The sequence below is a fragment of the Polaromonas sp. P1_F2 genome (assembly GCF_056405735.1).
This window is the reverse complement of record NZ_JBFUBN010000003.1, coordinates 342,368-363,829: the sequence shown is the minus strand read 5'-3', so window position 1 is coordinate 363,829 and position 21,462 is coordinate 342,368. Positions and strand designations below refer to the sequence as shown.

General features: G+C 58.6%; 23 protein-coding genes and 1 pseudogene. 9 read left to right on the top strand and 15 right to left on the bottom strand.

Annotated elements, in window-relative coordinates:
* Nucleotides 1-2: 2 nt before the first annotated feature.
* Complete coding sequence (locus tag AC1D0O_RS08655; RefSeq protein ID WP_477653127.1) at nt 3-710, bottom strand: hypothetical protein; 708 nt, start codon at nt 708-710, stop codon at nt 3-5.
* Between the two features lie 133 nt (nt 711-843).
* Nucleotides 844-1,812, bottom strand: coding sequence for a DUF2971 domain-containing protein (locus tag AC1D0O_RS08650; protein ID WP_477653126.1), 969 nt, complete (start codon nt 1,810-1,812; stop codon nt 844-846).
* Between the two features lie 165 nt (nt 1,813-1,977).
* On the opposite strand from AC1D0O_RS08650, the gene AC1D0O_RS08645 reads away from it, so the two are divergent.
* Complete coding sequence (locus AC1D0O_RS08645; protein ID WP_477653125.1) at nt 1,978-3,051, top strand: AbiJ-NTD4 domain-containing protein; 1,074 nt, start codon at nt 1,978-1,980, stop codon at nt 3,049-3,051.
* 133 nt (nt 3,052-3,184) lie between these two features.
* Here the strand turns inward: AC1D0O_RS08645 and AC1D0O_RS08640 are convergent, their stop codons facing one another.
* The 3 genes and pseudogenes from AC1D0O_RS08640 to AC1D0O_RS08630 form a co-directional block, all read right to left on the bottom strand.
* The gene (locus tag AC1D0O_RS08640; protein WP_477653318.1) at nt 3,185-3,451 is read right to left on the bottom strand and encodes an aspartate/glutamate racemase family protein; all 267 of its coding nucleotides are present in this window, start codon (nt 3,449-3,451) and stop codon (nt 3,185-3,187) included.
* Nucleotides 3,452-3,498: 47 nt separating this feature from the next.
* A pseudogene (locus AC1D0O_RS08635) lies at nt 3,499-3,609 on the bottom strand (hypothetical protein); the annotation flags it as partial.
* Nucleotides 3,560-3,892, bottom strand: a complete 333-nt coding sequence (locus AC1D0O_RS08630) for a DUF5076 domain-containing protein (RefSeq protein WP_477653124.1) — start codon at nt 3,890-3,892, stop codon at nt 3,560-3,562. The gene AC1D0O_RS08630 and the pseudogene AC1D0O_RS08635, both read right to left, overlap by 50 nt.
* Before the next feature lie 213 nt (nt 3,893-4,105).
* Between AC1D0O_RS08630 and AC1D0O_RS08625 the strand changes: the two genes are divergently transcribed.
* The 4 genes from AC1D0O_RS08625 (at nt 4,106) to AC1D0O_RS08610 (ending at nt 7,026) form a co-directional block, all read left to right on the top strand.
* A complete protein-coding gene (locus AC1D0O_RS08625; protein ID WP_477653123.1) occupies nt 4,106-4,297 on the top strand; it encodes a hypothetical protein in 192 nt (63 codons plus the stop codon).
* Between the two features lie 402 nt (nt 4,298-4,699).
* Nucleotides 4,700-5,446, top strand: a complete 747-nt coding sequence (locus tag AC1D0O_RS08620) for a hypothetical protein (RefSeq protein WP_477653122.1) — start codon at nt 4,700-4,702, stop codon at nt 5,444-5,446.
* Nucleotides 5,443-6,141: a hypothetical protein gene (locus AC1D0O_RS08615; protein ID WP_477653121.1), complete on the top strand. Its 699-nt coding sequence runs from the start codon at nt 5,443-5,445 to the stop codon at nt 6,139-6,141. The genes AC1D0O_RS08620 and AC1D0O_RS08615 overlap by 4 nt, the downstream gene beginning before the upstream one ends.
* Before the next feature lie 204 nt (nt 6,142-6,345).
* Nucleotides 6,346-7,026: a hypothetical protein gene (locus AC1D0O_RS08610; RefSeq protein ID WP_477653120.1), complete on the top strand. Its 681-nt coding sequence runs from the start codon at nt 6,346-6,348 to the stop codon at nt 7,024-7,026.
* A gap of 36 nt (nt 7,027-7,062) precedes the next feature.
* Here AC1D0O_RS08610 and phnD read toward each other — a convergent pair whose 3' ends face one another.
* The 3 genes from phnD to AC1D0O_RS08595 form a co-directional block, all read right to left on the bottom strand.
* Nucleotides 7,063-8,100 (bottom strand): phosphate/phosphite/phosphonate ABC transporter substrate-binding protein, encoded by a 1,038-nt coding sequence (phnD, locus tag AC1D0O_RS08605; RefSeq protein ID WP_477653119.1) that lies wholly within the window; start codon nt 8,098-8,100, stop codon nt 7,063-7,065.
* A gap of 59 nt (nt 8,101-8,159) precedes the next feature.
* On the bottom strand, nt 8,160-9,236 hold the full coding sequence (locus tag AC1D0O_RS08600) for an HAD family hydrolase (RefSeq protein WP_477653118.1): 1,077 nt from the start codon (nt 9,234-9,236) through the stop codon (nt 8,160-8,162).
* 157 nt (nt 9,237-9,393) lie between these two features.
* On the bottom strand, nt 9,394-10,365 hold the full coding sequence (locus AC1D0O_RS08595) for a choline ABC transporter substrate-binding protein (protein WP_477653117.1): 972 nt from the start codon (nt 10,363-10,365) through the stop codon (nt 9,394-9,396).
* 253 nt (nt 10,366-10,618) lie between these two features.
* Here AC1D0O_RS08595 and AC1D0O_RS08590 point away from each other — a divergent pair, with 253 nt between their 5' ends.
* The 3 genes from AC1D0O_RS08590 (at nt 10,619) to betA (ending at nt 15,111) form a co-directional block, all read left to right on the top strand.
* Nucleotides 10,619-11,653, top strand: coding sequence for a GlxA family transcriptional regulator (locus tag AC1D0O_RS08590; RefSeq protein ID WP_477653116.1), 1,035 nt, complete (start codon nt 10,619-10,621; stop codon nt 11,651-11,653).
* Between the two features lie 163 nt (nt 11,654-11,816).
* Nucleotides 11,817-13,280, top strand: a complete 1,464-nt coding sequence (gene betB, locus AC1D0O_RS08585; RefSeq protein WP_477653115.1) for a betaine-aldehyde dehydrogenase — start codon at nt 11,817-11,819, stop codon at nt 13,278-13,280.
* Nucleotides 13,281-13,452: 172 nt separating this feature from the next.
* On the top strand, nt 13,453-15,111 hold the full coding sequence (gene betA, locus AC1D0O_RS08580) for a choline dehydrogenase (RefSeq protein WP_477653114.1): 1,659 nt from the start codon (nt 13,453-13,455) through the stop codon (nt 15,109-15,111).
* A gap of 11 nt (nt 15,112-15,122) precedes the next feature.
* Here the strand turns inward: betA and AC1D0O_RS08575 are convergent, their stop codons facing one another.
* The 7 genes from AC1D0O_RS08575 to AC1D0O_RS08545 all read right to left on the bottom strand — a co-directional run bounded on the left by AC1D0O_RS08575 (nt 15,123) and on the right by AC1D0O_RS08545 (nt 20,799).
* Nucleotides 15,123-15,842: an aspartate/glutamate racemase family protein gene (locus AC1D0O_RS08575; RefSeq protein ID WP_477653113.1), complete on the bottom strand. Its 720-nt coding sequence runs from the start codon at nt 15,840-15,842 to the stop codon at nt 15,123-15,125.
* Nucleotides 15,843-15,891: 49 nt separating this feature from the next.
* Nucleotides 15,892-17,169: an NAD(P)/FAD-dependent oxidoreductase gene (locus AC1D0O_RS08570; protein WP_477653112.1), complete on the bottom strand. Its 1,278-nt coding sequence runs from the start codon at nt 17,167-17,169 to the stop codon at nt 15,892-15,894.
* Between the two features lie 67 nt (nt 17,170-17,236).
* Complete coding sequence (locus AC1D0O_RS08565) at nt 17,237-17,962, bottom strand: amino acid ABC transporter ATP-binding protein (protein WP_477653111.1); 726 nt, start codon at nt 17,960-17,962, stop codon at nt 17,237-17,239.
* Nucleotides 17,963-17,978: 16 nt separating this feature from the next.
* Nucleotides 17,979-18,629, bottom strand: coding sequence for an amino acid ABC transporter permease (locus AC1D0O_RS08560; protein WP_477653110.1), 651 nt, complete (start codon nt 18,627-18,629; stop codon nt 17,979-17,981).
* Between the two features lie 11 nt (nt 18,630-18,640).
* Entirely contained in the window at nt 18,641-19,309 is a 669-nt protein-coding gene (locus AC1D0O_RS08555; protein ID WP_477653109.1) for an amino acid ABC transporter permease, read from the bottom strand.
* Nucleotides 19,310-19,411: 102 nt separating this feature from the next.
* The gene (locus tag AC1D0O_RS08550; RefSeq protein WP_477653108.1) at nt 19,412-20,212 is read right to left on the bottom strand and encodes an ABC transporter substrate-binding protein; all 801 of its coding nucleotides are present in this window, start codon (nt 20,210-20,212) and stop codon (nt 19,412-19,414) included.
* A gap of 50 nt (nt 20,213-20,262) precedes the next feature.
* Entirely contained in the window at nt 20,263-20,799 is a 537-nt protein-coding gene (locus AC1D0O_RS08545; protein WP_477653107.1) for an Lrp/AsnC family transcriptional regulator, read from the bottom strand.
* A gap of 255 nt (nt 20,800-21,054) precedes the next feature.
* On the opposite strand from AC1D0O_RS08545, the gene AC1D0O_RS08540 reads away from it, so the two are divergent.
* The gene (locus AC1D0O_RS08540) at nt 21,055-21,414 is read left to right on the top strand and encodes a helix-turn-helix domain-containing protein (RefSeq protein WP_477653106.1); all 360 of its coding nucleotides are present in this window, start codon (nt 21,055-21,057) and stop codon (nt 21,412-21,414) included.
* Nucleotides 21,415-21,462: the final 48 nt, after the last annotated feature.

Genomic DNA, 21,462 nt, shown 5'->3' with positions numbered 1-21,462 from the left:
GGTTAACTCCACGTCACTTCAGTGGCTAGGTAATTCCTCATGATCGAACGAACGGTGACACCACCGTCTTGTAAAACGGCATAACGGTAAACGTCGTGTTGGACGATTACCCAGCCCTCGTCCATGTCGGCTCCGGATGCCTGGCGATCCAGCATGCGGCTGCCAACTTCGGCCCAACCAGGGTCAAGTACCTCGGCGAAGGCTTTTCGCTCATCCTCTGTTAACGCTGTGAGGGGAATTGCCCATACCGATTCCGGTGGATCAAGCATAGGTTCGCCCAACTCGTAATAGGCATGGCCACGCGCATTTTTGAGGACAACCCGCTCAATCCGCTCTGATTCGGGAATCCACACCGCTCCGTCTTGGCCGCCGACCGCCCTATACGGCCTCCTCCCAGCTTCAATGCGGGCGCCGAGCGAGAGATTTCTTGCCAGCGCCCTTTGAACTCTCGGATTTGCTTGGGAAATAGGCTCAGTCGTACCGGCGAGCACGCAGCTTAAAAAAGTCACGAAGTATTCCTCATCTTGCGAGTAGCTGCGGTTGCAAGAGGCACAGATGAGCACCTGCGGAGTGTGAGCTGGCAATGGGCGACTCAACAGCGCTTTTGTCGGTACATGATCCCAGTTCAGCTCTAAATGATTCGCCCAACCGCCGCAATGGATGCACCAGGCCTTTTGTCGCTCGTCTGAGAAATCTTCAAGCGGTTCCATAGTGATCAGCCTGATTAAATCCCTTTCTGCGAAAGGTACCGTTTATGTGTGGATCTACCTTAAAGTTCACAGCTATTTCCGCAATTCTGTTGCTTCGATTCCCAGCCTAGCTCCGCTACCTTCGTGTGCGGCTTTATCGGTGCTGAGCCCGATCATCGTAAGTTCGAATTCTGATATCAAAGCCTTCATCATTCAAATGAGCCTGGTAAACCTTCAACGGGGGGTTACCCAAGCGCTCACGCTCCTGCATTAAAGACATAACGACTTCGACCGTTTCACGTTTGACCCGAGCGCCCAGAATCACAGCCGAGATGGAGGGAGGCCGCAACGTGATGGAACAGCTGTTAATTGGCAGTACTACTCGCCATTCTCTTTCATAGGCCCAATCCAGGGATTTATGCAAATAGTATTCCTGAGTGGCTTTAGGGGGTGCAGGCACAACGAGCGTGGGGAAGTTGTTGCTGTAAACCATCTTCCTGGCTATCAGAAATAGCTCATCCTCGTACGGCGCAAGTTGGATGCAAATACCCCGATCCTCTGCAGCATAGTGCGCCCACATCAATCGATTTCGAGGATCTACAGATGCGCAGAAAACTCCCATGCTCCGCTTGATTTCCTGCTTAAGTCCAGCCTCCATCTCAGGTGTCATTTGCATTCGCGCCAATTGCTTTTGTCGAAGCAGTCGCTGAGCGGGCGATAGTCCGTCCAATAAATGACTATTTTCCTTCGCCCATTTCATCCGCGTCTTTAGGTCTAAGTTGAAGACCAATTTAAAACTCATGTCTTTTGAGTCGTTGAGCGATTCCGGTGATGCCACCCATATCCTGTTCTGCACCAAAATGGATCGAGCCTTGCTGATCGAAGCCTCATCTTTGGCATCCAAAGAGCGGTACTTGTAAAGATGCAACGCCCCACTTTCTGATTTTCCGCTCTTGCCTCCCAACAAGGCCCTGCGACGCTCTCTCGAGCTGAATCTCATAAACTCATCTGCAAGCTCCCGGGAGTCATACTCCGCGATGACATCCGTAGAGTTGTAGACGGGCGGAGCCACTGGGCCATCTGGATAGGTTTTCGGAATTTTGGTTGGCAGTATTGCGGCCATAGAGTCAGGACCTTATCTTTTGGAAAACACCTTCTAAGTGTCGCATTCAGCAGCCGCGCTATCCAGCCTACCGCCTGGACATCGGTGGTTACTCTCTTGCGCGGGTGCTTCATGCCTTCAACGAACACCGGTTTGCTGCGTTGAAGCCGTGGCGATAATGCAGCCATGCTTACCGACATCTTTGCCACCCGCTACGAAGATCGCCCAATCTGGACTGAGTTTCGGGAATCGGATCGCATCCTGCTCGTGCAGGGATACCGAATAATTGCGGAGCAACTGTGGCCAGCCGACCAGAGCGGCAAGCTCGACGTTCCAGCGACTACTGCGTGGAAAGATGTCCACAGCAGACTTAGCATGGAGCTAGGACGAGAAAGTCTTGCACCACTCGGATGGAACTTCACGGATGTGAATGGCAAGCACCAGTGGGGCACATACAGGATTGATTCCGTCTGCAAGACCTTCATGCTGGAGCCGTACAAGCAAGGAGTTAATCCTGACTCGTACATGAAAGAACGCATCAGCTTCCTCGAACTTGCGTTCCGAGCACGGTTGCACGCAGTTAAGACGGCTGATGCGTCCTACCGGTCCTCTTCGATCTCTGCCGCTGCGAAGCGAGATAGAAAGGCCCTGGCCGCGCTGGACGGCCTATCCGCTGCGATTGCTGACACACAGACTGCTCTTTCAGCTGTAATGGCCCGCAGCAACGCGTCCATGTTGAACTTGTTCAGCTCCACTTGTGATGAATTAAACGAACGCTTTCGCCGTGCCAAGGTTCCGCTCAATTATCACAACGGCTTCATCCAGATCGCCAGTGACTCGATGGTGCAAGAGCAGATAGAGAAACCATTCTGGGGGTTAGTTGCTGATCCCAAGTGGACGAACGTGGCAACTGACATGACCGAGGCAATCGACCGGCGGGAAGCGAATGATCGCGATCCTGCGTTCTGGGCCACCAGGGCGCTAGAAAGCGTCATAAAGATCATTTCCACTGAAAAGGGGTGGACGCACGGAGGTGAGAAAGGTGCGCATAACTACATCGACAACCTGCAATCGTCGAAAAATGGGGGCTTTATCCATTCATGGGAAGCAGAGGCAATAAAGCTACTGTTCACCAAAGTCCGCAATCCACTTGGACACGGTCCCGGTGGCGAGAGGATGCCTGTACTGACACAGGAGCAAACCAATTGGGCGATTGAAACATGCATGTCGTGGTCCAAATCCCTCATCCAGCGGCTTTAGGTCAAATCGCAACGTCGGCCTCACGCTTTTGCTCAAGTGGCGGTAACCCCTCATCAGCGTACTGGCCTTGGCATCCTGAGCTTCGGTGCCGCTAAGATTTCGCAGCTCTAGCCCAAGCAACGTGCAATCCCCCTCAAATAGCCGAATGCAAAAAATTAACCACGGTGATGAAATCAAACACCGGCAACCCTGACCGGTGCCGGATCGCTTCCGAATAAGGCGGCAGTTCCGTGCATTCCAGGACAAAAGCCCGGATGCCGGGATGAGCCCGAAGCGCGCCAAGCGCTGTGCCCAAAACTTCCTGTTCAATGACAGCCAGGTCGATCTCGGCATCCGGTTCGGCGAGCACTCTGCTCCACTCCGGGCACTGCTCCAGGCCCAGGATATGCAGGCCGTCCATGTTTCGCCGCCGCGATCAACCAAAGTACGTTCGAGCGTTAAATCTGACCGCCCTTCGTCCTCAGTCCACAGGTCAAATCGAACTGACCATGTCGGATGATGCCTGCCCTCAGTGCTTACGTACGAAGTCCCCTTTTGCCTCTGACGTCGGAGCGCCAAGCTCCTTCATGAAGCTATCTCTGATCTTCTGCTGAGACTCAGCCGCGTCGCTCGAATACTTCAACTCCAAGGCCCTGGAAACGTGCCTGGCCACGTCAGCGAGGATAGTCCCCCACGCCTTTTCTTCGGAAACGTTCGTCGTTTCACGATACATACCGACCTTCATCGAGCAGTGCAATCCTTTCTCTGCAATCCAGACGCGCAGCATCTCGACCGCATCTTCGTCACGCAAAGCAGGTTCGGGTATCGGCCGCTGATTCAATTTGATCTGTTCATCGCTCATGGTGGGTAATTCCCAGATTCGGTCGTTTCTTTGCGGCCGCCTCGTTGCGCCTGTATCGAGATTATCAACACCTCCCCTGTCGTTGATTGGTGCACATCGTGCGGAGCATGCGGCCAGCATAGAGGCTAAATCGGAGAGTTAACTCGACACAAAGACCTCAAATAGCCGAATGCAAAAAATTAACCACGGTGATGAAATCAAACACCGGCAAACTTGACCGGCACCGTATCGCTTCCGAATAAGGTGCAGGTCCGTGCATTCCAGGACAAAAGCCCGGATGCCGGGATGCTTCTGGAGCGCGCCAAGTGCCGTTCCCAAAACTTCCTGCTCGATGACATTGAGGTCGATCTCGGTATCCGGTTCGGCGAACATCCGGGTCCATTCCAGGCATTGCCCCAGGCCTAGGATGTGCAGGCCGTCCATGCTCACAATGCCGGCAGCCCTCAGGTGTCACGCAGCCTATGGACGCGACCGGAAACACACCCGATAGCAAAACTTCCAAAACAACAGCCTTTTGATGGCATCCTTTTCTCGCCGGTAGATACTCCTGATGGTCGGATTGGATCAATTTCAGCTGAATTCTCTTATCAGGAATGTGCAAACAATATCGGCCTTGGATACCCCAGCCTTAAACAAGGGGAGACCGTGTCCATCGCAATTGGCAGATGATGAGCCGTTTCAATTTCAACCGTATGCGCATGCATCCAAAGCGTGGGCATACGGGTGCATGTGAGCACAAAAGCATTCGACACCACAAAATCAGACTAACAATTGTTTATAGGGGTAAATGCGATGAGCCGATTGCGAATGTTCAAGGCAGCTCTGCTAGCTGTCGCCATGCTGCAGGGATTTTGGGTCTCGGCTCAAGAAGCTCCGAAGGCGAAGATCGGTGCAGAGCCACCTTCAGCCAGCCTGACTGCACAGGCTGAGGGTACGCCACTACCGCCACGTAACCAAGATGCCGCCCGCGACTGGCCCGTCGACTTCAGGCGTTTTATCGATGGCGCGTTGTTCCTGTTTCGGGACGGCAATAGTGAGCCGAAGATCGACGACTTCAGGAAGAAGTTGCACATTCAGATAACACAAATCCCCGGCATGACTCTCGGGGAGCTTCATTATCTTGGAATGGAGCAGTTCTACCGGGCCGAAGCCTCTTGGGCGACTGAAGATTGGCCGATTGGTGATTCGCGAGCCAGAGACAACAACTTTCTTGCCGAAATGAAAAGGCCTGAAGCCTATCGAGCCAATGCATATCTAAGAACGTATTACCTGGTAATGGAGATCAACAGAAATCGTCTTTGCGTCGACCCATATGCACTGGCGATCTACACCGGCGCAAATTTTTCTCTCGACCAGATTGGTTCGCCTGCTGCGGCAAAGCAATATGAATGGGGCATGTTCAACAAGACCGGGGCTGGCATGTACACGTCGAATATGAACTTTGATTTGTCGATTGCACCTGCAGCCAATGGGACGGGCACAACATCGACTACGAACTGCGTTCGAGTCATCACATTCAGCAGTAAATTCAGAACTGGCGCAAGTACACCATGACCACGATTGCCGCCGATGCTCTTTCCGCGCTCAGGCGCTTCCACTTCAAACTATGTGCACTAACAGTGGCTGCATGCGGAATTTGCAGCGCCGGGGCGCAGGTCAACGAACCCGGCAAGTCCTGGCACTACATGAACAACCCGGTTCTGCCCGTCCCGCCACCGGCCACGGAAGAGCAACTCAAACGAGGAGGAGATCTGCTAAACACCTTGCTAAAGATTGCTGCAAACGTTCGTCTGACGGACTCGGTGGTAGTGATGCAGGAGTTGGGTATCGACGAAATTTATATCCAAAAACACAAAGACCACTACTGGATCAGTCCGAAGCACCCGTCGAGAATCGAGTTGAGAGTGCAAGGATTTGAAAGCATAAACATGGTTCAACTCTATGATCCATATGGACGCGGAGGACGTTCGAGACTCAGCATCAGCTTGCTTCCTGAGATTACATGCGTGACGCCACGAGCGGTAGAGAAGAGCCTGGAGGGGATGCCGCGCAGCCTATGGACGCGGCCGGAGGTACACCCGACAGAAAAACCTCCAAAACAACAGCCTTTTGATGGCATCCATTTTTCAACATTGAGTACGCCCGATGGCCAAATTGGGTCAATTTCAGCTGAATTCTCCTATCAGGAATGTGCAATAAACATCGACCTCGCATATCCCAGCCTTAAGCATACGGAATCCGGCAAATGATGAGGTTTAGACCCTTTGGGCGTGATTTATCTATCTCAAAACAATGCCCATAACGCATCAAGGAATTGCAACATCAAAAAGATGAGTCGATTCAGTTTCACCCGTATGCATATGCCTTTGTGGCGTGCGCATACGGGTGCATGTGACGCAAAAGCACTCAACACCACAAAATCACACTAACGACTGTTTAGAGGGGTAGAAGCGATGAGGCAATTACAACGATTCACCGCGGTCATGCTTTCCGTGGCTGCATGCGGCCTATTCAGTGCGTGTTCCCAAACCCAGGTGCTGGCATCGGCGAAGCCAGGTGAAACTACAAAACCTCAGCCCGAGCGAACGACTCAGGTTAGGGGTCAGGAAGTGATTGTTCAAGACCTGGTGATGGGGCCGGAAGCCACGGCCCTCTGGAAAACAATTCTGCTCGTTCTCAAAGAACCGGACATCAAGGATTTCGGAAAGCTCATGCAGATGTTCGATCTGCGGATCACACAGCCTGTTGATGCGGTGGACTGGCGAAAGCCTGAAAACTCCAAGCGCACCGACGTCACCAGTGCGAATCCGATGATCACGGGCGGCGTCTATAGCGCCCTAAAGATCGAGAGAGGCCCCGATTCGAAGCGGATCCTATCGTTCGGACTTAAGTTCGACATCCACAAATTCTGCCTGACCAAGTCGGAAGTGCAGCGGCACTACGCCGTATTGACCCAGTCGGAAAGCGCCGGAGTGCACTCTCCGCAGTTCCTGTGGTCAGACAAGACGGGCACAGAACACAATTTTCCGCTTGCGAATAAAAGTGGGGCGTTTTCAATTGCCGCTAGCGGTTGCATCACGGAATTTTTTAAGTATCAGCAGCTAGAAGTTGCTCAAGAGGAAGTTAAAAAATGAGCGCCTTGACAAATGCATCAGTGACAGCATTGGCCGTTACTGACTCTCAATGCGCGTGGAATTAAGCAGTGAGTCCAGCCGGGCGGCGCGCCTGGTCAGTTGCTGGAGCACGACGCTGAAATCGCCGCCGTCCTGGGGGCTGCCCATCGCCTTGGTCAGTGCCTGGAACAATGCCAGGTCCGCCACGGGCCGCAGCTGGTAGTTCGACGAAGCCTTGAACGCCGACAGGTCGTACATGTTCTTCAGCGTGGCCTTTTCGGCCTCGTCGCGGCCGTAGGCCAGGAAGAATTTTTTGATGCGTTGCTGCGTTGCCGCCGGCAGGTCCTTGCGGTACAGGATCGGGTCGTTGGGAATCAGCGGGGACTCCCAGATCACTTTCACGCGCGCCATCTTGTCCGGGAACTCCGCCTGGTAGCGCTGCATATCCGCGGTGTTGTTGGTCGCCAGGTCCACCTGGCCGCCGGCTACCGCGAGGAAGTTGTCGCGGTGGCTGGTGCGATTGATCTTCTTGAAGTGCTTCTCAGGATCGATCTTGTTCTTGGCAAACACATAGTAGTTCGGCGCCAGGAAACCCGAGATGGACTCCTTGTTGCCGGCCCCCAGTGTGTAGCTGCCCGGATGGCCGATCACCTCCGCCAGGGTCTGGGGCACGCCGTCCTTGCGGGCAAGCAACACCGAGCTGTAGCCGCGCGTTCCATCCAGCCCGACCATCTGCGCAAACACCTGCGCCTGGTCGGTTTCAACCAGCTCGATCGCCAGCTTGTTGTTGATCCAGGCCACCTGCACTTGCCCATTCTTCAAGGCGCCGGAGACTTCGGCGAAGTCTTTCGAAGCCATCACCCGCACCGGCCGCTGCATCTCCTTGGCCAGTGCGTCGGTGAAAGGCTTCCAGTTCTCCAGCATCTTCTCCACGGTATCGCCCGTGACAATGAGCCCCAGCGTCAAAGGCACCGGGTTGTCGGCGGCGTGAACCGGGAGCAGCCCCAGCCCAGCCACTAAGGTCGTGCACAAGGCCGCGCACAGGGCGCGCCGGGCCCGGGAAAGATTCCCGGGGCAGAGGCGATCAGGGTTCATTCAACACCTCCTGGCGATAAGGGGACGGTGGGACGGGAAAACGGGCGGATAAGACCGGCTTACTTGTTGCCGGCGGGGAGCGGATGAATATCTTCCGGCTTGACCACAATCCAGTTCTTGTCGGCCGTGACGGGCAGGCCCAGCTCTTTCTGGCGCGCGGCGTTTTTGGTCCACATATCGGTGATCTGTGTCATGTATTTGGCTTTGCGATTGACCCAGACTCTTACGCCGCCGCGATCGATGTCCGTCCCATGGAACAGCATGTAGCCGTCGCTGGTCGGTGTATCGCCCGCCACCAGGATGGGTTTTTTCCACTGGTCGATATAGGTCAGGATCGCCGCATACTTGCCCGCCATCCAGGTGTTCGGCGTCCACAGGTAAGGGTGCATCTGCAGGTCCATATTTTTGACGGGATCGTATTTGCCTTTCTGGATTTGCAGGCGGGACGAGGTCAGTTCCTGGGTCTTGCGGTCCTTCAGCATGGTCGCCACGCCGATCACGTTTTGCGGCTTGACGTTGTAGCCGTACCGGGGGTCGGATGCCACCATACGCACCAGTTCTTCATGCGCGGCGGTCATGATGTAGACCTCGATGCCGTTCTCCATCAAATGGTTCATCAGTTCGCGCTGGCCCTGGTAGATGCGCGGCGGCTGGATGTCGATGGTCTTGACCGTGTCGCCTTCATAGTAGGTCGCCGGAATCGGTTTGCCGTAAGCCATCAATTCGTCGACGAGCGCTTTCAGTTCCTTGAGCGTGTAGCCCGAAAAAATCTGCGCCACCCAGGGGTAGCAAACCATGTCGTCGATTTCGCACAGCCGGTAGTAATAGCTGTTCAGGCTTTCCTTGTTGCCGTTGACATCCTTGAACGGGATCAGCTTGAGCGAAGGGTCCATGTTCTCGCGCGTCAGCAGGCCTTTCATTTCCATGTAAGGCAACAGGGACTCTTCCAGGTCGAAGTTGTAGCTCGTGTTGTCCATGTCGAACACGGCGTACTCCCCCTTGTTCGCATGCGTCTTGACCAGCGCATTGAGCTTGGCCGCGGCATCGGCGGGCCAGTGTTTCAATTCGACGGCTGAACAGCCGAAAGCAACACTCGCCAGCAGCAGGCCGGACAACAGCTTTTTAACCCTATTCATACGAACTCCATTCAGTTTTTTGATGAGACTGCCGACAACTTTTCGATAAATTTCCGCTTAATTTCCGATGCCTTGCCGCTGGCCGGCTTCAGGTTTTCTCCATGGATCCGCCAGCCTGGCGAAACCCGGCTCCCGTGACTTTTCGGTGGCGGCGCGATCAAAGACCCAGGTGCTTGTTGACCGCCGTCAGCCCATCCTTGCCGTCAAAGGTGCTGACTTCGGCCAGCCACTTCTTGAGCACATCCGGGTTCTTCTTCAACCAGTCACGGGCCGCGTCGTTGGGCTTGACCTTGTTGGTGATGGGCACCATCACCTGGTTTTCCAGGTCGGTCGTGAATTGCAGATTGCCGATCAGCCTGGCCGCGTTCGGGCAGCGCGCCTGGTAATCGGTGGCAGTCGCGGTGTACACCTTGGCCTCGCCGAAGTTCGGGCCGAACACGGCGTCGCCGCCTTCCAGGTATTTCATCTTCAGCTGCACGTTCATCGGATGCGGCTCCCAGCCCAGGAACACGATCCATTTTTTCAGGCGCGACGAGCGCTGCATTTCGGACAGCATGCCGGCTTCGCTCGACTCGACCAGCTTGAAATCCTTCAGGCCGAATTCATTCTTGTCGATCATGCGCTGGATCAGAAGATTGCCATCGTTGCCGGCTTCGATGCCGTAGATTTTTCCATCGAGCTCTTTGCGAAATTTCGCGATGTCGGCAAAGGTCTTCAAGCCACCTTCAAAAGCGGTGCTGTTGACGGCCAGCGTGTATTTGGCGCCGACCAGGTTGGGCTGGTCCAGCACCTTGATTTGGCCCGCTTTGACGAAGGGCTCAATCATGGGCGTCATGCTCGGATTCCAGTAGCCCAGGAAAACATCGATCTGCTTGCTCTTGATGCCTGTGAAGGTAATCGGCACCGAAGCCAGCGTCGTCTTCGGGCTGTAACCCAGGCCCTCCAGGACCACCGATGCCAGCCCTGTGGTGGCGGCGATGTCGCTCCAGCCAACATCGCCAAAACGCACCGTGCGGCAGCTTTCCGCCTCTTTTGCGCCGCCCGGCAATTTGCTTTGTGCGCTTGCGGGGCCGGCGCAAAGGGCGAGGGCAAGAACCGCAGTCGGGCCGAGTATGTACAGAGACCTCATGTCACGTTTTCCTTGTTGGATAGCGCATTTTCTCGAGCTGAAACGGGCCTGCCCACCGCATGCTTTTTTTGCCGCTCCCGGTGCGAGGCGAGTGGTGCATGCCGGGAAGCAGTGCTCTTCCGTTGACGAACTATAGGTTTAGGAAAACGGTCAATATTGACGTATTGCGACTAACATATGTCGTATTACCACAAACGAATAAGGGCCGCGGGAAATACCTTATAGGCTGTTTGTCAACGCATGGCGGGTCCATATGAGGGAAGAAAACAGGGAGCGCATTTCGCCGAAAGCCACGCCCGCGGCGCGCAAGGTCGGCTTGCTGCTGATCCCGCAGTTTTCCAATCTGGGCCTGGCCCTGGTGATGGAACCGCTGGTGCTGGCCAATTGGCTGATGCAGCGCAAACTGTTCGAATGGACCACGCTGTCGGTCGACGGTGAGCCGGTGGTCGGGACGCACGGCATGCATGTGCCGGTCGATGCGGCGTTATCCGACGACATGGAGTTCTCCGCGGTTTTTGTCATCGCCAGCTTCGAGGCCAAGAGGTATGCGAAGAACCGCAAGATCAAAAACTGGCTGAGGCGTCAGGCGGCCTTCGGCGCGGAACTCGCGGGCATCGAGACCGGCGCCGAAATCCTGGCAGCCGCCGGTTTGCTGGACGGCTATAGCGCGGCGATCCATTGGGACAACCTGGAGGGCTTCCAGGAGCTGTACCCGAACGTCAACGCGAAGGACCAGTTTTACACGATAGAAAGACGCCGCCTGACCTGCGCGGGCGCCACGTCGACGCTGGACATGATGCTGCAATGGATAGGAGAACGCGAAGGCGCCGACCTGGCGCACGAGGTTTCCCAGCACATGCAGTACACACAGGTTCGCTACCCGACCGACTCCTTGCTGAGCGGCGCCAACAAGCGCCCCGGCGAGGGCAGCAGGCATGTCCAGGCCGCGATAAACCTCATGCAGGAAACCGTGGGAGACCCCGTGCCCTGCGACGAGATCGCAATCAAGGTCGGGCTGTCGCGGCGCCAGCTGGAGCGCCTGTTCCAGCACTACACATCGCTGCCTCCCCTGAAGTACTACATCAACCTGCGGCTGGCGCGGGCGCACAAGCTGCTGCAGCAAACCGACATGAGCGTGGCGCAGGTGGCGGTCGGTGCCGGCTATTCGTCGCTCGAACATTTCTCGCGCGTCTACCGGGACAAGTTCGGCTGCCCGCCCAGGGCGGACCGGCTGCAGTCCGTGCAGGCCCCGGTGATGCGGCAAGCCGTTTCACCGACACGCAAATGACTTTCCCACGGTTGCCCGCCGCTTGGGCGGTCCCCGGAAATTTGCGCCACCTCGCGGTCGTAATACATCAAGAGTACTGGCTACCCTGAACCTATAGTGAGCCGTCAAGGCAATCGACAGTAATCGACGATTGCACGGCAAAACATCGGAACAAGGTGAGCTCGTGACAACCCCAACACTACGCAACTACATAGGCGGCGCTTACCATCCCGGCACCGCTTCGGAAACACTGGAAAACCTGAATCCGGCCACGGGCCGGGTTTTATGCCGCGTCGAATTGGCGCTGGCGCCGGAAGTCGAGCGTGCGATCGAGGCGGCACAGGCCGGGCTGGCCACATGGTCGGCGATGACCGGTGCGGAGCGCGGCCGCATCCTGTACCGGGCGGCGCAACTGCTGCGCGCGCGCAACCGCGAACTGGCCGAACTGGAGGTGGCGGATTGCGGCAAGCCGATCCAGGAGGCCGAAGTGGTCGACGTCGCCAGTGGCGCCGATTGCATTGAGTACTTCGCCGGCTTGGCGCCGACGATTCACGGCCATCATTACGGGCTCAAAAACGCTTTTGCGTACACGCGGCGCGAGCCGCTCGGCATTTGCGTCGGCATCGGCGCCTGGAACTATCCCCTGCAGATCGCATGCTGGAAGTCGGCGCCGGCCCTGGCCTGCGGCAATGCCATGATTTTCAAGCCTTCCGAATTGACGCCGCGCAGCGCCGCCAGGCTCGCGGAAATCTACACCGAGGCCGGGGTGCCGGACGGCGTGTTCAACGTGTTGCAGGGCGATGGCCGCACCGGCCGGCTGCTGGTGACGCACCCGGCGGTGGCCAAGGTGTCGCTCACAGGTTCGGTCGGCACCGGCAAGGCCGTCATGGCGGAAGCCGCCAGAACCCTGAAGCGCGCAACCATGGAGCTGGGCGGAAAATCGGCGCTGCTGGTGTTCCCCGATGCCGACCTGAAGCAGGCGGTTTCCGCCGCGATGCTCGGAAATTTTTATACGCAAGGGGAGGTCTGCACCAACTGCACACGGGTTTTTGTGCATGAGGACATCCACGATGCGTTTCTGGAACAGCTGCTGGCGCGTACCCGAAAGCTGCGCATCGGCGACCCGATGGATCCGGCGACGCAGGTCGGCGCGCTGATTTCACGCCCGCATATGAAGCGCGTGCTCGACTACATCGAAAAAGGCGTGGCGGAAGGCGCGCGGCTGGTCGCCGGGGGCAAGCAGCTCAAGACCGGCGGACTGGCCGAGGGGAATTTTGTCGAGCCGACCATTTTTGCCGATTGCCGCGACGACATGAGCATCGTGCGTGAAGAGATCTTCGGGCCTGTGATGTCGGTGCTTAGCTTCAGTGATGAAGCGCAAGCGGTGGCGCGCGCCAACGACACGCGCTTCGGCCTGGCGGCCGGCGTGTTCACCGCCGACCTGGCGCGCGGACACCGGGTGGCGGCGCAATTGCAGGCGGGCGTGTGCTGGATCAACAACTACAACATCACGCCCATCGAGATGCCGTTTGGCGGTATCCGGGAATCGGGGATCGGCCATGAGAACAGCATGGTGACGATTGACTATTACACGCAATTGAAGAGCGTGTACGTCGAACTCGGCGAAGTGGCTTGTCCTTATGAATAGGCATGTCCGGCAGCCAAAGGCCGATTGCCGGCCCTAGCCTCGCTAGCCTCTTATGCCGCCCCGCAGGCATTGGACGGCACGGAAAATTTCCGGAGGCAAAAATAATTTCACGGACACCCAAAGCGTTCACAGCTCGACCTCGCGGCAAGCCGGCACCCGATCAGGAATTCACATGAAACAAGAACAATACGATTACATCATTGTCGGCGCCGGTTCAGCCGGTTGCGTCCTCGCCAACCGCCTGGGCGAGGACGACGGCGCGCGCGTCCTGCTGCTGGAAGCCGGCCCGGCGGACCACAGCATCTTCATCCACATGCCGTCGGCCTTCGCCTATCCGCTGGCCAACGACAAGTACAACTGGTTCTACGACACCGAGCCGGAACCTTTCATGAACATGCGCCGGATGCACTGCCCGCGCGGCCGCGTGCTCGGCGGGTCGTCGTCGATCAACGGCATGGTCTATATCCGCGGACATGCGTTTGACTATGACGCCTGGGCTGGCATGCCGGGACTGGCGCAATGGTCCTACGCGCATTGCCTGCCGTACTTCAAGAAATCCGAAACCCGCCTGAAAGGCGGGGACACTTATCGCGGCAACGACGGCCCCTTGTATGTCTCCACCGCTGCCTGCAAGAACCCGCTGTACCGCGCTTTCATCGAGGCAGGGCAACAAGCCGGCTACCCCTACACCGAGGACATGAACGGCTACCAGCAGGAAGGCCTCGGGCCGATGGACATGACGGTCTACAAGGGCCGCCGCTGGAGCACGGCGCAGGCCTACCTGCGCCCGGCGGCCAGGCGCGGCAACCTGCGCGTGGTGACGCGCGCGCGGGTCACGCGGGTCTTGTTCGAGGGCACGCGCGCGACCGGCGTCGAATACGCGCTAGGGTCGCGCCTGCATCAGGTCTATGCGGCGCGTGAGGTGATCCTGTCCGGCGGCGCGATCAATTCGCCGCAGCTTCTGATGCTGTCCGGGATCGGCAAGGCGGAGGAACTTCGCGCCTTGGGCATCCAGCCGCGGGCCGATCTCCCGGGGGTCGGCCAGAATCTGCAAGACCATCTCGAGGTCTACGTGCAGTACGCCAGCAAGCAGCCGATTACCCTGTACAGCGCGATGAACCCCCTGGCCAAATTGAAAATCGGCGTGCAATGGCTGTTCGCCGGGAAAGGCCTGGGCGCGACCAATCATTTCGAATCCGGCGGTTTTATCCGCAGTGAGGCGGGGGTGGCGCATCCGGATCTGCAATACCATTTTCTGCCGATGGCGGTCAGCTACGACGGCAGCGCACCGGCCACGCAGCACGGCTTTCAGGCGCACGTCGGGCCGATGCGCGCGACCAGCCGCGGCCACATCACACTGCGCTCGGCCGACCCCAAAGCGCATCCACGCATCCTGTTCAATTACATGCAGACCGAGCAGGACCGCAAGGAAATCCGCGCGGGTGTGCGCCTGACGCGCGAGATATTTTCCCAACCGGCATTCGAGCCTTTCCGCGGTGGCGAAATCTCGCCCGGTGCCAAGGTCCGGACCGATGCCGAAATCGACGCCTTCATCCGCGACAAGGCCGAAAGCGCTTTTCATCCTTCCTGCAGTTGCCGTATGGGGACCGATCCAATGGCGGTGGTGGACGGCGCCGGCCGCGTGCACGGAATCCAGAACCTGCGCGTGGTGGATGCTTCCATCATGCCCAATGTCGTCAGCGGCAACCTGAATGCGCCGACCATCATGATCGCGGAAAAAATCGCGGACCTGATTCGGGGCAAATCACCGTTGCCGGCGCAGGCGGCGCCGGTTTATGTGGCTTCAAACTACACAACCCACCAGCGTTGATCACGCCTGCCTCAAATAGCCGAGTGCAAAAAATTGACCATGGTGATGAAGTCAAACACCGGCAGGCCTGACCGGCGCCGGATCGCTTCCGAATAAGGCGGTAGGTCCGTGCACTCCAGGACAAAAGCCCGGATGCCCGGATGCTTTTGAAGCGCGCCAAGCGCCGTGCCCAAGACTTCCTGTTCAATGACGGCCAGGTCGATCTCGGCATCCGGTTCGGCGAACATCCTGTTCCATTCCGGGCACTGCTCCAGGCCCAGGATGTGCAAGCCGTCCATGCTCTCGATGCCGGCGGCCCTCAGGTGCCGCGGGCCCAGGGCGCCGGCATTGGCGGTGATGATGGCAATCTCGCTCCGCGGGCCGTGGAGCAGCCTGACAAAGGGGACTTGCAGCAGACTGGAGGTCAGCACCGGTACGCCGACGGCCTGGGCCAGTTCGCGCTGGAAGATGGCGTTGAAGCCGCAGCTTGTGGTGATGGCCTTGATGCCTTTTTCGGCCACCATGGCCGCGGCATCGGCCATCATGGTCTCCAGCACTTTTGGGTCCGGGTTCTCCAGGATCGTATGGACATTGGCGCCGCGCACGGGATGGAAGCTCACGGGATAGGCGTAGGACGCGGGGTTGGTGCTGTTGCCGGTCAGGGTTTCAAGTTGCTGCAGCCCTCGGGGCACCTGCCCGGTCTCCCAGCACAGGACGCCGATTTTTGCGGCTTCGTCCGTTACAGCGGGCATGGGGTGCTCTCGCGGGTGTGTCTGTTGGTGTTGTTCATGTTTCTTCGATTCAGAACCTGGCAACCCGGTAGGGCGACAGGTCAAAGGGTTCAGGATCGCCGCCGACCATTCCGGCGACCAGCTGGGCGGTGATCGCCGACAGGGTCAATCCGAGATGGCCGTGGCCAAACGCGTAAAACACATTGGCGCAGCGCGGTGAGCGCGCGATCACGGGCAGGGAGTCGGGCGTGGAGGGGCGATAGCCCATCCATTCGCGCTGTATAGCCTGGCCCATGATGGCCGGCAGCACGTTGCGGGCAAAGGGCACCAGGGCGCGTATGCGCCGGAAATCCGGCGGCGCAACAAGGCCCGCCAGTTCATCGCCGCTGCTCAGCGAAATGCCGTCGTGCATGGGCGAGAGCACGCACTGCTTTTCAGGGAAACACACGGGGCGGCCCAGCAGGGATTCACCCGTGGAGGTAAACGACAGGTGATAACCGCGCTCGGTGTCCAGGCTGACCTTGTCGCCGAGCTGTTCGGCGAATTGTTTTGACCACGCGCCCGCCGCGACGACCACCGCATCAAACTGCCGCGTGGCCTTGTCGGTCCGGATGGACACACCGCCTCCGTTGACGGGCCGCAGCTCCAGCACCGTCTCCTGCAGGTATTGCGCCTGCCGCTGCCGCGCGCACTCGAAGTAAGACTGCGCCAGCGCCCTGGGGTAGTTGACGAAGCCGCTGTCGGGCTGGAACAAACCGCGGGTGTAGGCATTTTTATTGAGCCGGGGTTCCAGCTCGGCAACCTCGGCGGGCTTGAGGACGGAGAAATGAACGCCGTGGCGCGTCATCAATTCACGTTCCAGCGCGCTGGCCGAAAATCCGGCGGCGGATGTATAGAGTTTCAGCCAGCCGCCTGGCCGGATCAGCTCACGGGCGCCGCTCATGTCGGCCAATGTCAGGTGGGCCTGCAGGGACTTGGACACGAGCGGATGCAGGGCCGCCGCGATGCCCGCCACCCGCGTCAAGCGCCCTGCCGCGATAAACCTCAGAAGCCACGGAAGGCCGCGGAAAAAATGCGCCGGCCGCAGAACAGCGGCGCTTTTGGGGTCGAGGATGTAGGAAGGAATGGCGCGGATCACGCCCGGCGTGGCGGTCGGCGTGACGGCGCCCGTCACGATGGCGCCGGCGTTCCCCGAACTGGTCCCGGCGCCGACCTCAGCGCGGTCGATGACGGTGACGGTATGGCCCCGGGCTGCGAGCGCCAAGGCCGTCGCCGCGCCGACCACGCCGCCTCCCACGACGGCGATGGAACGCCCGCCCTGTGTTTCCTGCCTGCCCGTGTCAGTCATCCAATGTCTTTCTGAAGTTGTGCTGCCGCGTGCGGCGGTCGTGATGAGGGTTGATCACCCGCCCTGGCTAGTGATGAAGAATCTTTCCGAGGAATTCACGCGTGCGTTCACTCTGCGGCGCGGTAAAGAAGGCTTCGGGCTTGGCGACTTCGACCATGACGCCCTTGTCGATAAAGGCCACGCGGTCGGCCACCTTGCGGGCAAAACCCATCTCGTGCGTGACCACAATCATGGTCATGCCGTCTTTTGCCAGCGCCACCATCACGTCCAGCACCTCGTTGATCATTTCGGGATCCAGCGCGGAGGTCGGTTCGTCGAACAGCATGACCTTGGGCTGCATGCACAGGCTGCGGGCGATGGCGACGCGTTGCTGCTGCCCTCCCGACAGTTGCTGTGGATAGGCGCCGCACTTGTCCGCCAGGCCGACTTTCTCGAGGAGCTCGCGGCCGCGTTCGGTGGCTTCCTTGCTGGAGAGCTTGCGCACGTGAATCGGCGCCAGCGTGACGTTCTCGAGCGCGGTCTTGTGCGGATACAGGTTGAACTGCTGAAAGACAAAACCCAGCTCCATGCGGAGCTTGCGCAGATTCGCCTCGCTGGCGACCGGCATGCCGTCGACCGTCAGCGTGCCGGCCTGGAATTTCTCCAGGCCGTTGACGCAGCGGATGAGCGTGCTTTTGCCGGAGCCGCTGGGCCCGCAAACCACCACCACTTCGCCTTTTGCCACATCAAGGTTGATGTTCTGCAGCACGTGGTGCGTGCCATACCATTTGTTGAGTTCGCTGAATTGGATCATCGGGGGTATTCCTTCATCAAGCCTTCTCCAGCCGCCGCGACAGGTAAAGCAGCGGATAGCAGATCAAAAAGTAGCCCATGCCCACCGCGGTAAACACCAGCAGCCCGTTGGGGACGGACTGCACGATCACCCAGCCGGAGCGCGTCAGGTCCAGGAGCCCGATGGCGGAAACCACCGACGAATCTTTCACCAGCAACACGTATTGCCCGACCAGGGAGGGGACGATCATCCGTGTGGCTTGCGGCATCACCACCAGCCTCAGTTGCTGGAAGCGGCTCAGCCCCGAGGAGGCGGCCGCCTCCATCTGCCCTGTGGGCACGGCCTTGATTCCGGCGGCCACGATTTCCGAGATAAAGCAGGCCGCGATGTTGGACAGGGCAATGGCGCCCGCCGTGAAGGAGTCGAGTTCGATGCCCGCCTCTGGCAATACAAAAAAGACGACGAACACCTGGACCAGGACAGGTGTTCCGCGAAAAAGATCGGTGTAGGCCCCGATGGCGAACGACAGCCACTTGCGCGGGCTGGCGCGGCCTATGCCCAGCACAAAGCCCAGCACCGTTCCCGCAAAAATCCCGATGAAGGACAGCGCCAGCGTCACGCCCACGCCTTTCAGCACGACCGGGTAGTACTGGGCCATGCCGTAGAGCTGCTCGAAGAACATAGTCATGGTCGTGGCTTTCAGCAGCGCCCGGGCTGCTGTCCGATGCGAACCCATGCGGCGGCCGCCAGCTTGAGCCCGAAGTAGATGATCAGGTAGCCGACGGCGGTGCTTGCCAGGCCTTCGACCGGCATGAAGCGGTCATTGGCCAAGGTCTGCCCCACACGCGTGAGTTCCAGCACCGAGATCAGCGACAGCAGGGACGAGTCCTTGACCAGCACGATGGCCTGCCCGATCAGCGGCGACACCATGGGCCGCACGGCCTGCGGAAGAATGATGAGGCGCATCTGCTGCCAGTACGTCATTCCCGAACTGGCGCCCGCCTCCAGCTGGCCGCGCGGGATCGAATGGATGCCGGAGCGGATGATCTCGCTGACGTAGGCGCCGCTGTTGATGGACAGGGCGATGATGCCGATCATGATTTCCGGCATGATCACGCCGAAATTCGGCAGCCCAAAATACAAAAAATACAGCTGGGCCAGCAAGGGCGTTGCCCGGATCACATCCACATACACCACCGCCGGCGCACGGATGATGCGGGAAGACTGGAGGCTCATCACGCAGGCCAGCATGCCGATGGCAACGGCCCCCGCGAACGCGGCCAGCGAAATGGACAAGGTGGAGACAAAGCCCCCGAAGAAATCGGGGAGGGTCTCCCCGATGACCCTGAAGTTCAGGTTTAACAGCATGCGCCAGCCCCGATGTGAAGGGCTTGAAACGCTTGCGGCACGGGATTCGACACCATGGTCATGAGGCCGGGCCCGTGCTCAGTTCCTGGAATATCCGGGATATCAGTGCTCTTCTTTCCACTTGGGCGTGTTGACCCAGTAGTCGAGGTTTTGCTGAAGGCGGCCGTCCAGTGTGGTCTGGTCGATGAAGAGGTTGATCCAGCTCAAAAGATCCATGGAGTCATAACGGGTGGCGTAGGCCAGGGGTTCCTTGGCCAGCAATTCCGGCATGACCTTGAAGGTCCCCTTGGGGTATCCGGCCGCCTGGCCGGCCACCGCGGAGCTGTCGTTGAGCAGGCAGTCGGCCTGGCCGTTTTTCACGGCGTCCAGCAGCAAGGTTCCGCCGCCCTTGTAACTCTTGATCTCGCCCTTGGGAAACACGGTTTTGGCGAGCTTCTCGCCGGTGCTGCCGAAGAGCACCGCGATCTTGGTGCCGGGCGCCTTGCAGGCGTTCGTGGAAGTGAATTTGCTTCCTTCCTTCGACGCCACAACAGGCCCGATGTACATAAAAGGCTTGGTGAAGGCGACCTTGGTCGCGCGGGCGAGCGTGGGCGTCATGTCCGCCGCGAGCAGGTCGGCCTTGCCGGAAATCAGGGCCGGCAGCAGCCCGTCCCAATCAAGGTCGAGGAACACCACCTTGACGCCCATTTCCTGGGCCATCAATTTGGCAAGCTCCACCGAGCTGCCGGTGCGCGCGCCGTTTTTGTCGATCATCGAAAACGGAGGGCCTTGGGTCTGCACGGCGATGCGCAGCTCACCGCGTTTTTGAATGTCTTCAAGGGTGGCGGCATGGGCGGCGGCGCACACACCGAGGAAGCCCGCGCAGGCCAGCAGCCCCGTGGCCAGGGAATTCGAGATCTTCATTGCTTTCTCCTTTGACAATCTCCCCGGAGGAACATCCGCCGGGGACGAGCTCATTTCTCAGCCCTTGCGGGCTGAGGGGGCGGCGGCTCAGCGCCACCGTCGGCGCCCTGCTCCCAGCAGCCGCGCGGCAGGTTGACCCATTTGTTGCGCGACTTCATGACTACAAAGGTCTCGCTGCGGCTGATGATCCCGGGCCCGGCGACCCTGGGAAGCAGTTCGCTGGTGAAACGGTAGAGGTCCTGGACATCCCCGGCCACCAGCACTTCGACGATCAGGTCGAAACGGCCGGTCACCACACTCACGGAGGTCACGAAGGGCAGCTCCGCGAGCTTTTGCGTGAGTTCGTCAAGATGCCCCTGCGCGTTGGCGCTGATGCCGACGATGGCGCCAATCAGTTCCGGCCGCTCCGACAGGTTCAGCAGGCCGACGATCTTCAGGGCGTTTTTTTCGATCAAGGCCTTCAGGCGCGTGCGCACCGTGGGCGGGCTCAGCTGCATTTTTTCGGCCAGCTGGTTCACGCCGTCCTGCGCGTCGTCGGAAAGCAGCCGGGTCAGCCGGCGATCGGTGGAATCAAGGAGTTCACGCATGGAGTTACTTGGAAAATTAACATCGTTTATTTTTCCAAATGGAAAATTAAACACTTGATAATTACTTTATTAGTTAATTTATTGCGAAGTATTGGCGTTTATACCTACTGGGAGCTTACGGTCAGCGCAGCTGACCACGGCGGTAATGCTCGTTAAATCAATCAATATTGTTTTAAGGCTTGATTAATCGATCATCAATTGACCACGTAGCAATTTCATGGAAAAATGCTCGTTAAATCGATCTCTATCAACATAATGAATGATTTGACGATCATAAAAGTAAACCAATCCGTAATGCTTAGCCCGCAGCTCGCGCAGGAGATGATCAATCTCGGGCATCTTCTCGCGCGCCTGCGCCAGGCGCGCAAGATCAAACAGGCCGATGCGGCGCTGCGCGCGGGCTTCTCGCGCAATACGGCCTATCGCCTGGAGAAGGGCGACCCTGGGTTGGCGATTGGGCAGGTGCTTCGCTATCTAGACGCAATCGCGCCAGGGGCCACGCTGGTGGACCTGTTGACGCAGGCAGACCCTGCGCTGATTACGTTGCAGGCCCGCGAATCGACAAAGCGCGTTCGTGACCTGACTGCCGCCGAACTCGCCGAGTTGAATTTCTGAATTCAGCTGGCGGCTCGGCCGCCAACGATTAGCGCCGCCGGACAGGCG

Coding starts and splice junctions, on each gene's coding strand:
- AC1D0O_RS08655 (WP_477653127.1), bottom strand. CDS start 710: ATGGAACCGCTTGAAGATTTCTCAGACGAGCGACAAAAGGCCTGGTGC.
- AC1D0O_RS08650 (WP_477653126.1), bottom strand. CDS start 1,812: ATGGCCGCAATACTGCCAACCAAAATTCCGAAAACCTATCCAGATGGC.
- AC1D0O_RS08645 (WP_477653125.1), top strand. CDS start 1,978: ATGCTTACCGACATCTTTGCCACCCGCTACGAAGATCGCCCAATCTGG.
- AC1D0O_RS08640 (WP_477653318.1), bottom strand. CDS start 3,451: ATGGACGGCCTGCATATCCTGGGCCTGGAGCAGTGCCCGGAGTGGAGC.
- AC1D0O_RS08630 (WP_477653124.1), bottom strand. CDS start 3,892: ATGAGCGATGAACAGATCAAATTGAATCAGCGGCCGATACCCGAACCT.
- AC1D0O_RS08620 (WP_477653122.1), top strand. CDS start 4,700: ATGTTCAAGGCAGCTCTGCTAGCTGTCGCCATGCTGCAGGGATTTTGG.
- AC1D0O_RS08615 (WP_477653121.1), top strand. CDS start 5,443: ATGACCACGATTGCCGCCGATGCTCTTTCCGCGCTCAGGCGCTTCCAC.
- AC1D0O_RS08610 (WP_477653120.1), top strand. CDS start 6,346: ATGAGGCAATTACAACGATTCACCGCGGTCATGCTTTCCGTGGCTGCA.
- phnD (WP_477653119.1), bottom strand. CDS start 8,100: ATGAACCCTGATCGCCTCTGCCCCGGGAATCTTTCCCGGGCCCGGCGC.
- AC1D0O_RS08600 (WP_477653118.1), bottom strand. CDS start 9,236: ATGAATAGGGTTAAAAAGCTGTTGTCCGGCCTGCTGCTGGCGAGTGTT.
- AC1D0O_RS08595 (WP_477653117.1), bottom strand. CDS start 10,365: ATGAGGTCTCTGTACATACTCGGCCCGACTGCGGTTCTTGCCCTCGCC.
- AC1D0O_RS08590 (WP_477653116.1), top strand. CDS start 10,619: ATGAGGGAAGAAAACAGGGAGCGCATTTCGCCGAAAGCCACGCCCGCG.
- betA (WP_477653114.1), top strand. CDS start 13,453: ATGAAACAAGAACAATACGATTACATCATTGTCGGCGCCGGTTCAGCC.
- AC1D0O_RS08575 (WP_477653113.1), bottom strand. CDS start 15,842: ATGCCCGCTGTAACGGACGAAGCCGCAAAAATCGGCGTCCTGTGCTGG.
- AC1D0O_RS08570 (WP_477653112.1), bottom strand. CDS start 17,169: ATGACTGACACGGGCAGGCAGGAAACACAGGGCGGGCGTTCCATCGCC.
- AC1D0O_RS08565 (WP_477653111.1), bottom strand. CDS start 17,962: ATGATCCAATTCAGCGAACTCAACAAATGGTATGGCACGCACCACGTG.
- AC1D0O_RS08560 (WP_477653110.1), bottom strand. CDS start 18,629: ATGACTATGTTCTTCGAGCAGCTCTACGGCATGGCCCAGTACTACCCG.
- AC1D0O_RS08555 (WP_477653109.1), bottom strand. CDS start 19,309: ATGCTGTTAAACCTGAACTTCAGGGTCATCGGGGAGACCCTCCCCGAT.
- AC1D0O_RS08550 (WP_477653108.1), bottom strand. CDS start 20,212: ATGAAGATCTCGAATTCCCTGGCCACGGGGCTGCTGGCCTGCGCGGGC.
- AC1D0O_RS08545 (WP_477653107.1), bottom strand. CDS start 20,799: ATGCGTGAACTCCTTGATTCCACCGATCGCCGGCTGACCCGGCTGCTT.
- AC1D0O_RS08540 (WP_477653106.1), top strand. CDS start 21,055: ATGAATGATTTGACGATCATAAAAGTAAACCAATCCGTAATGCTTAGC.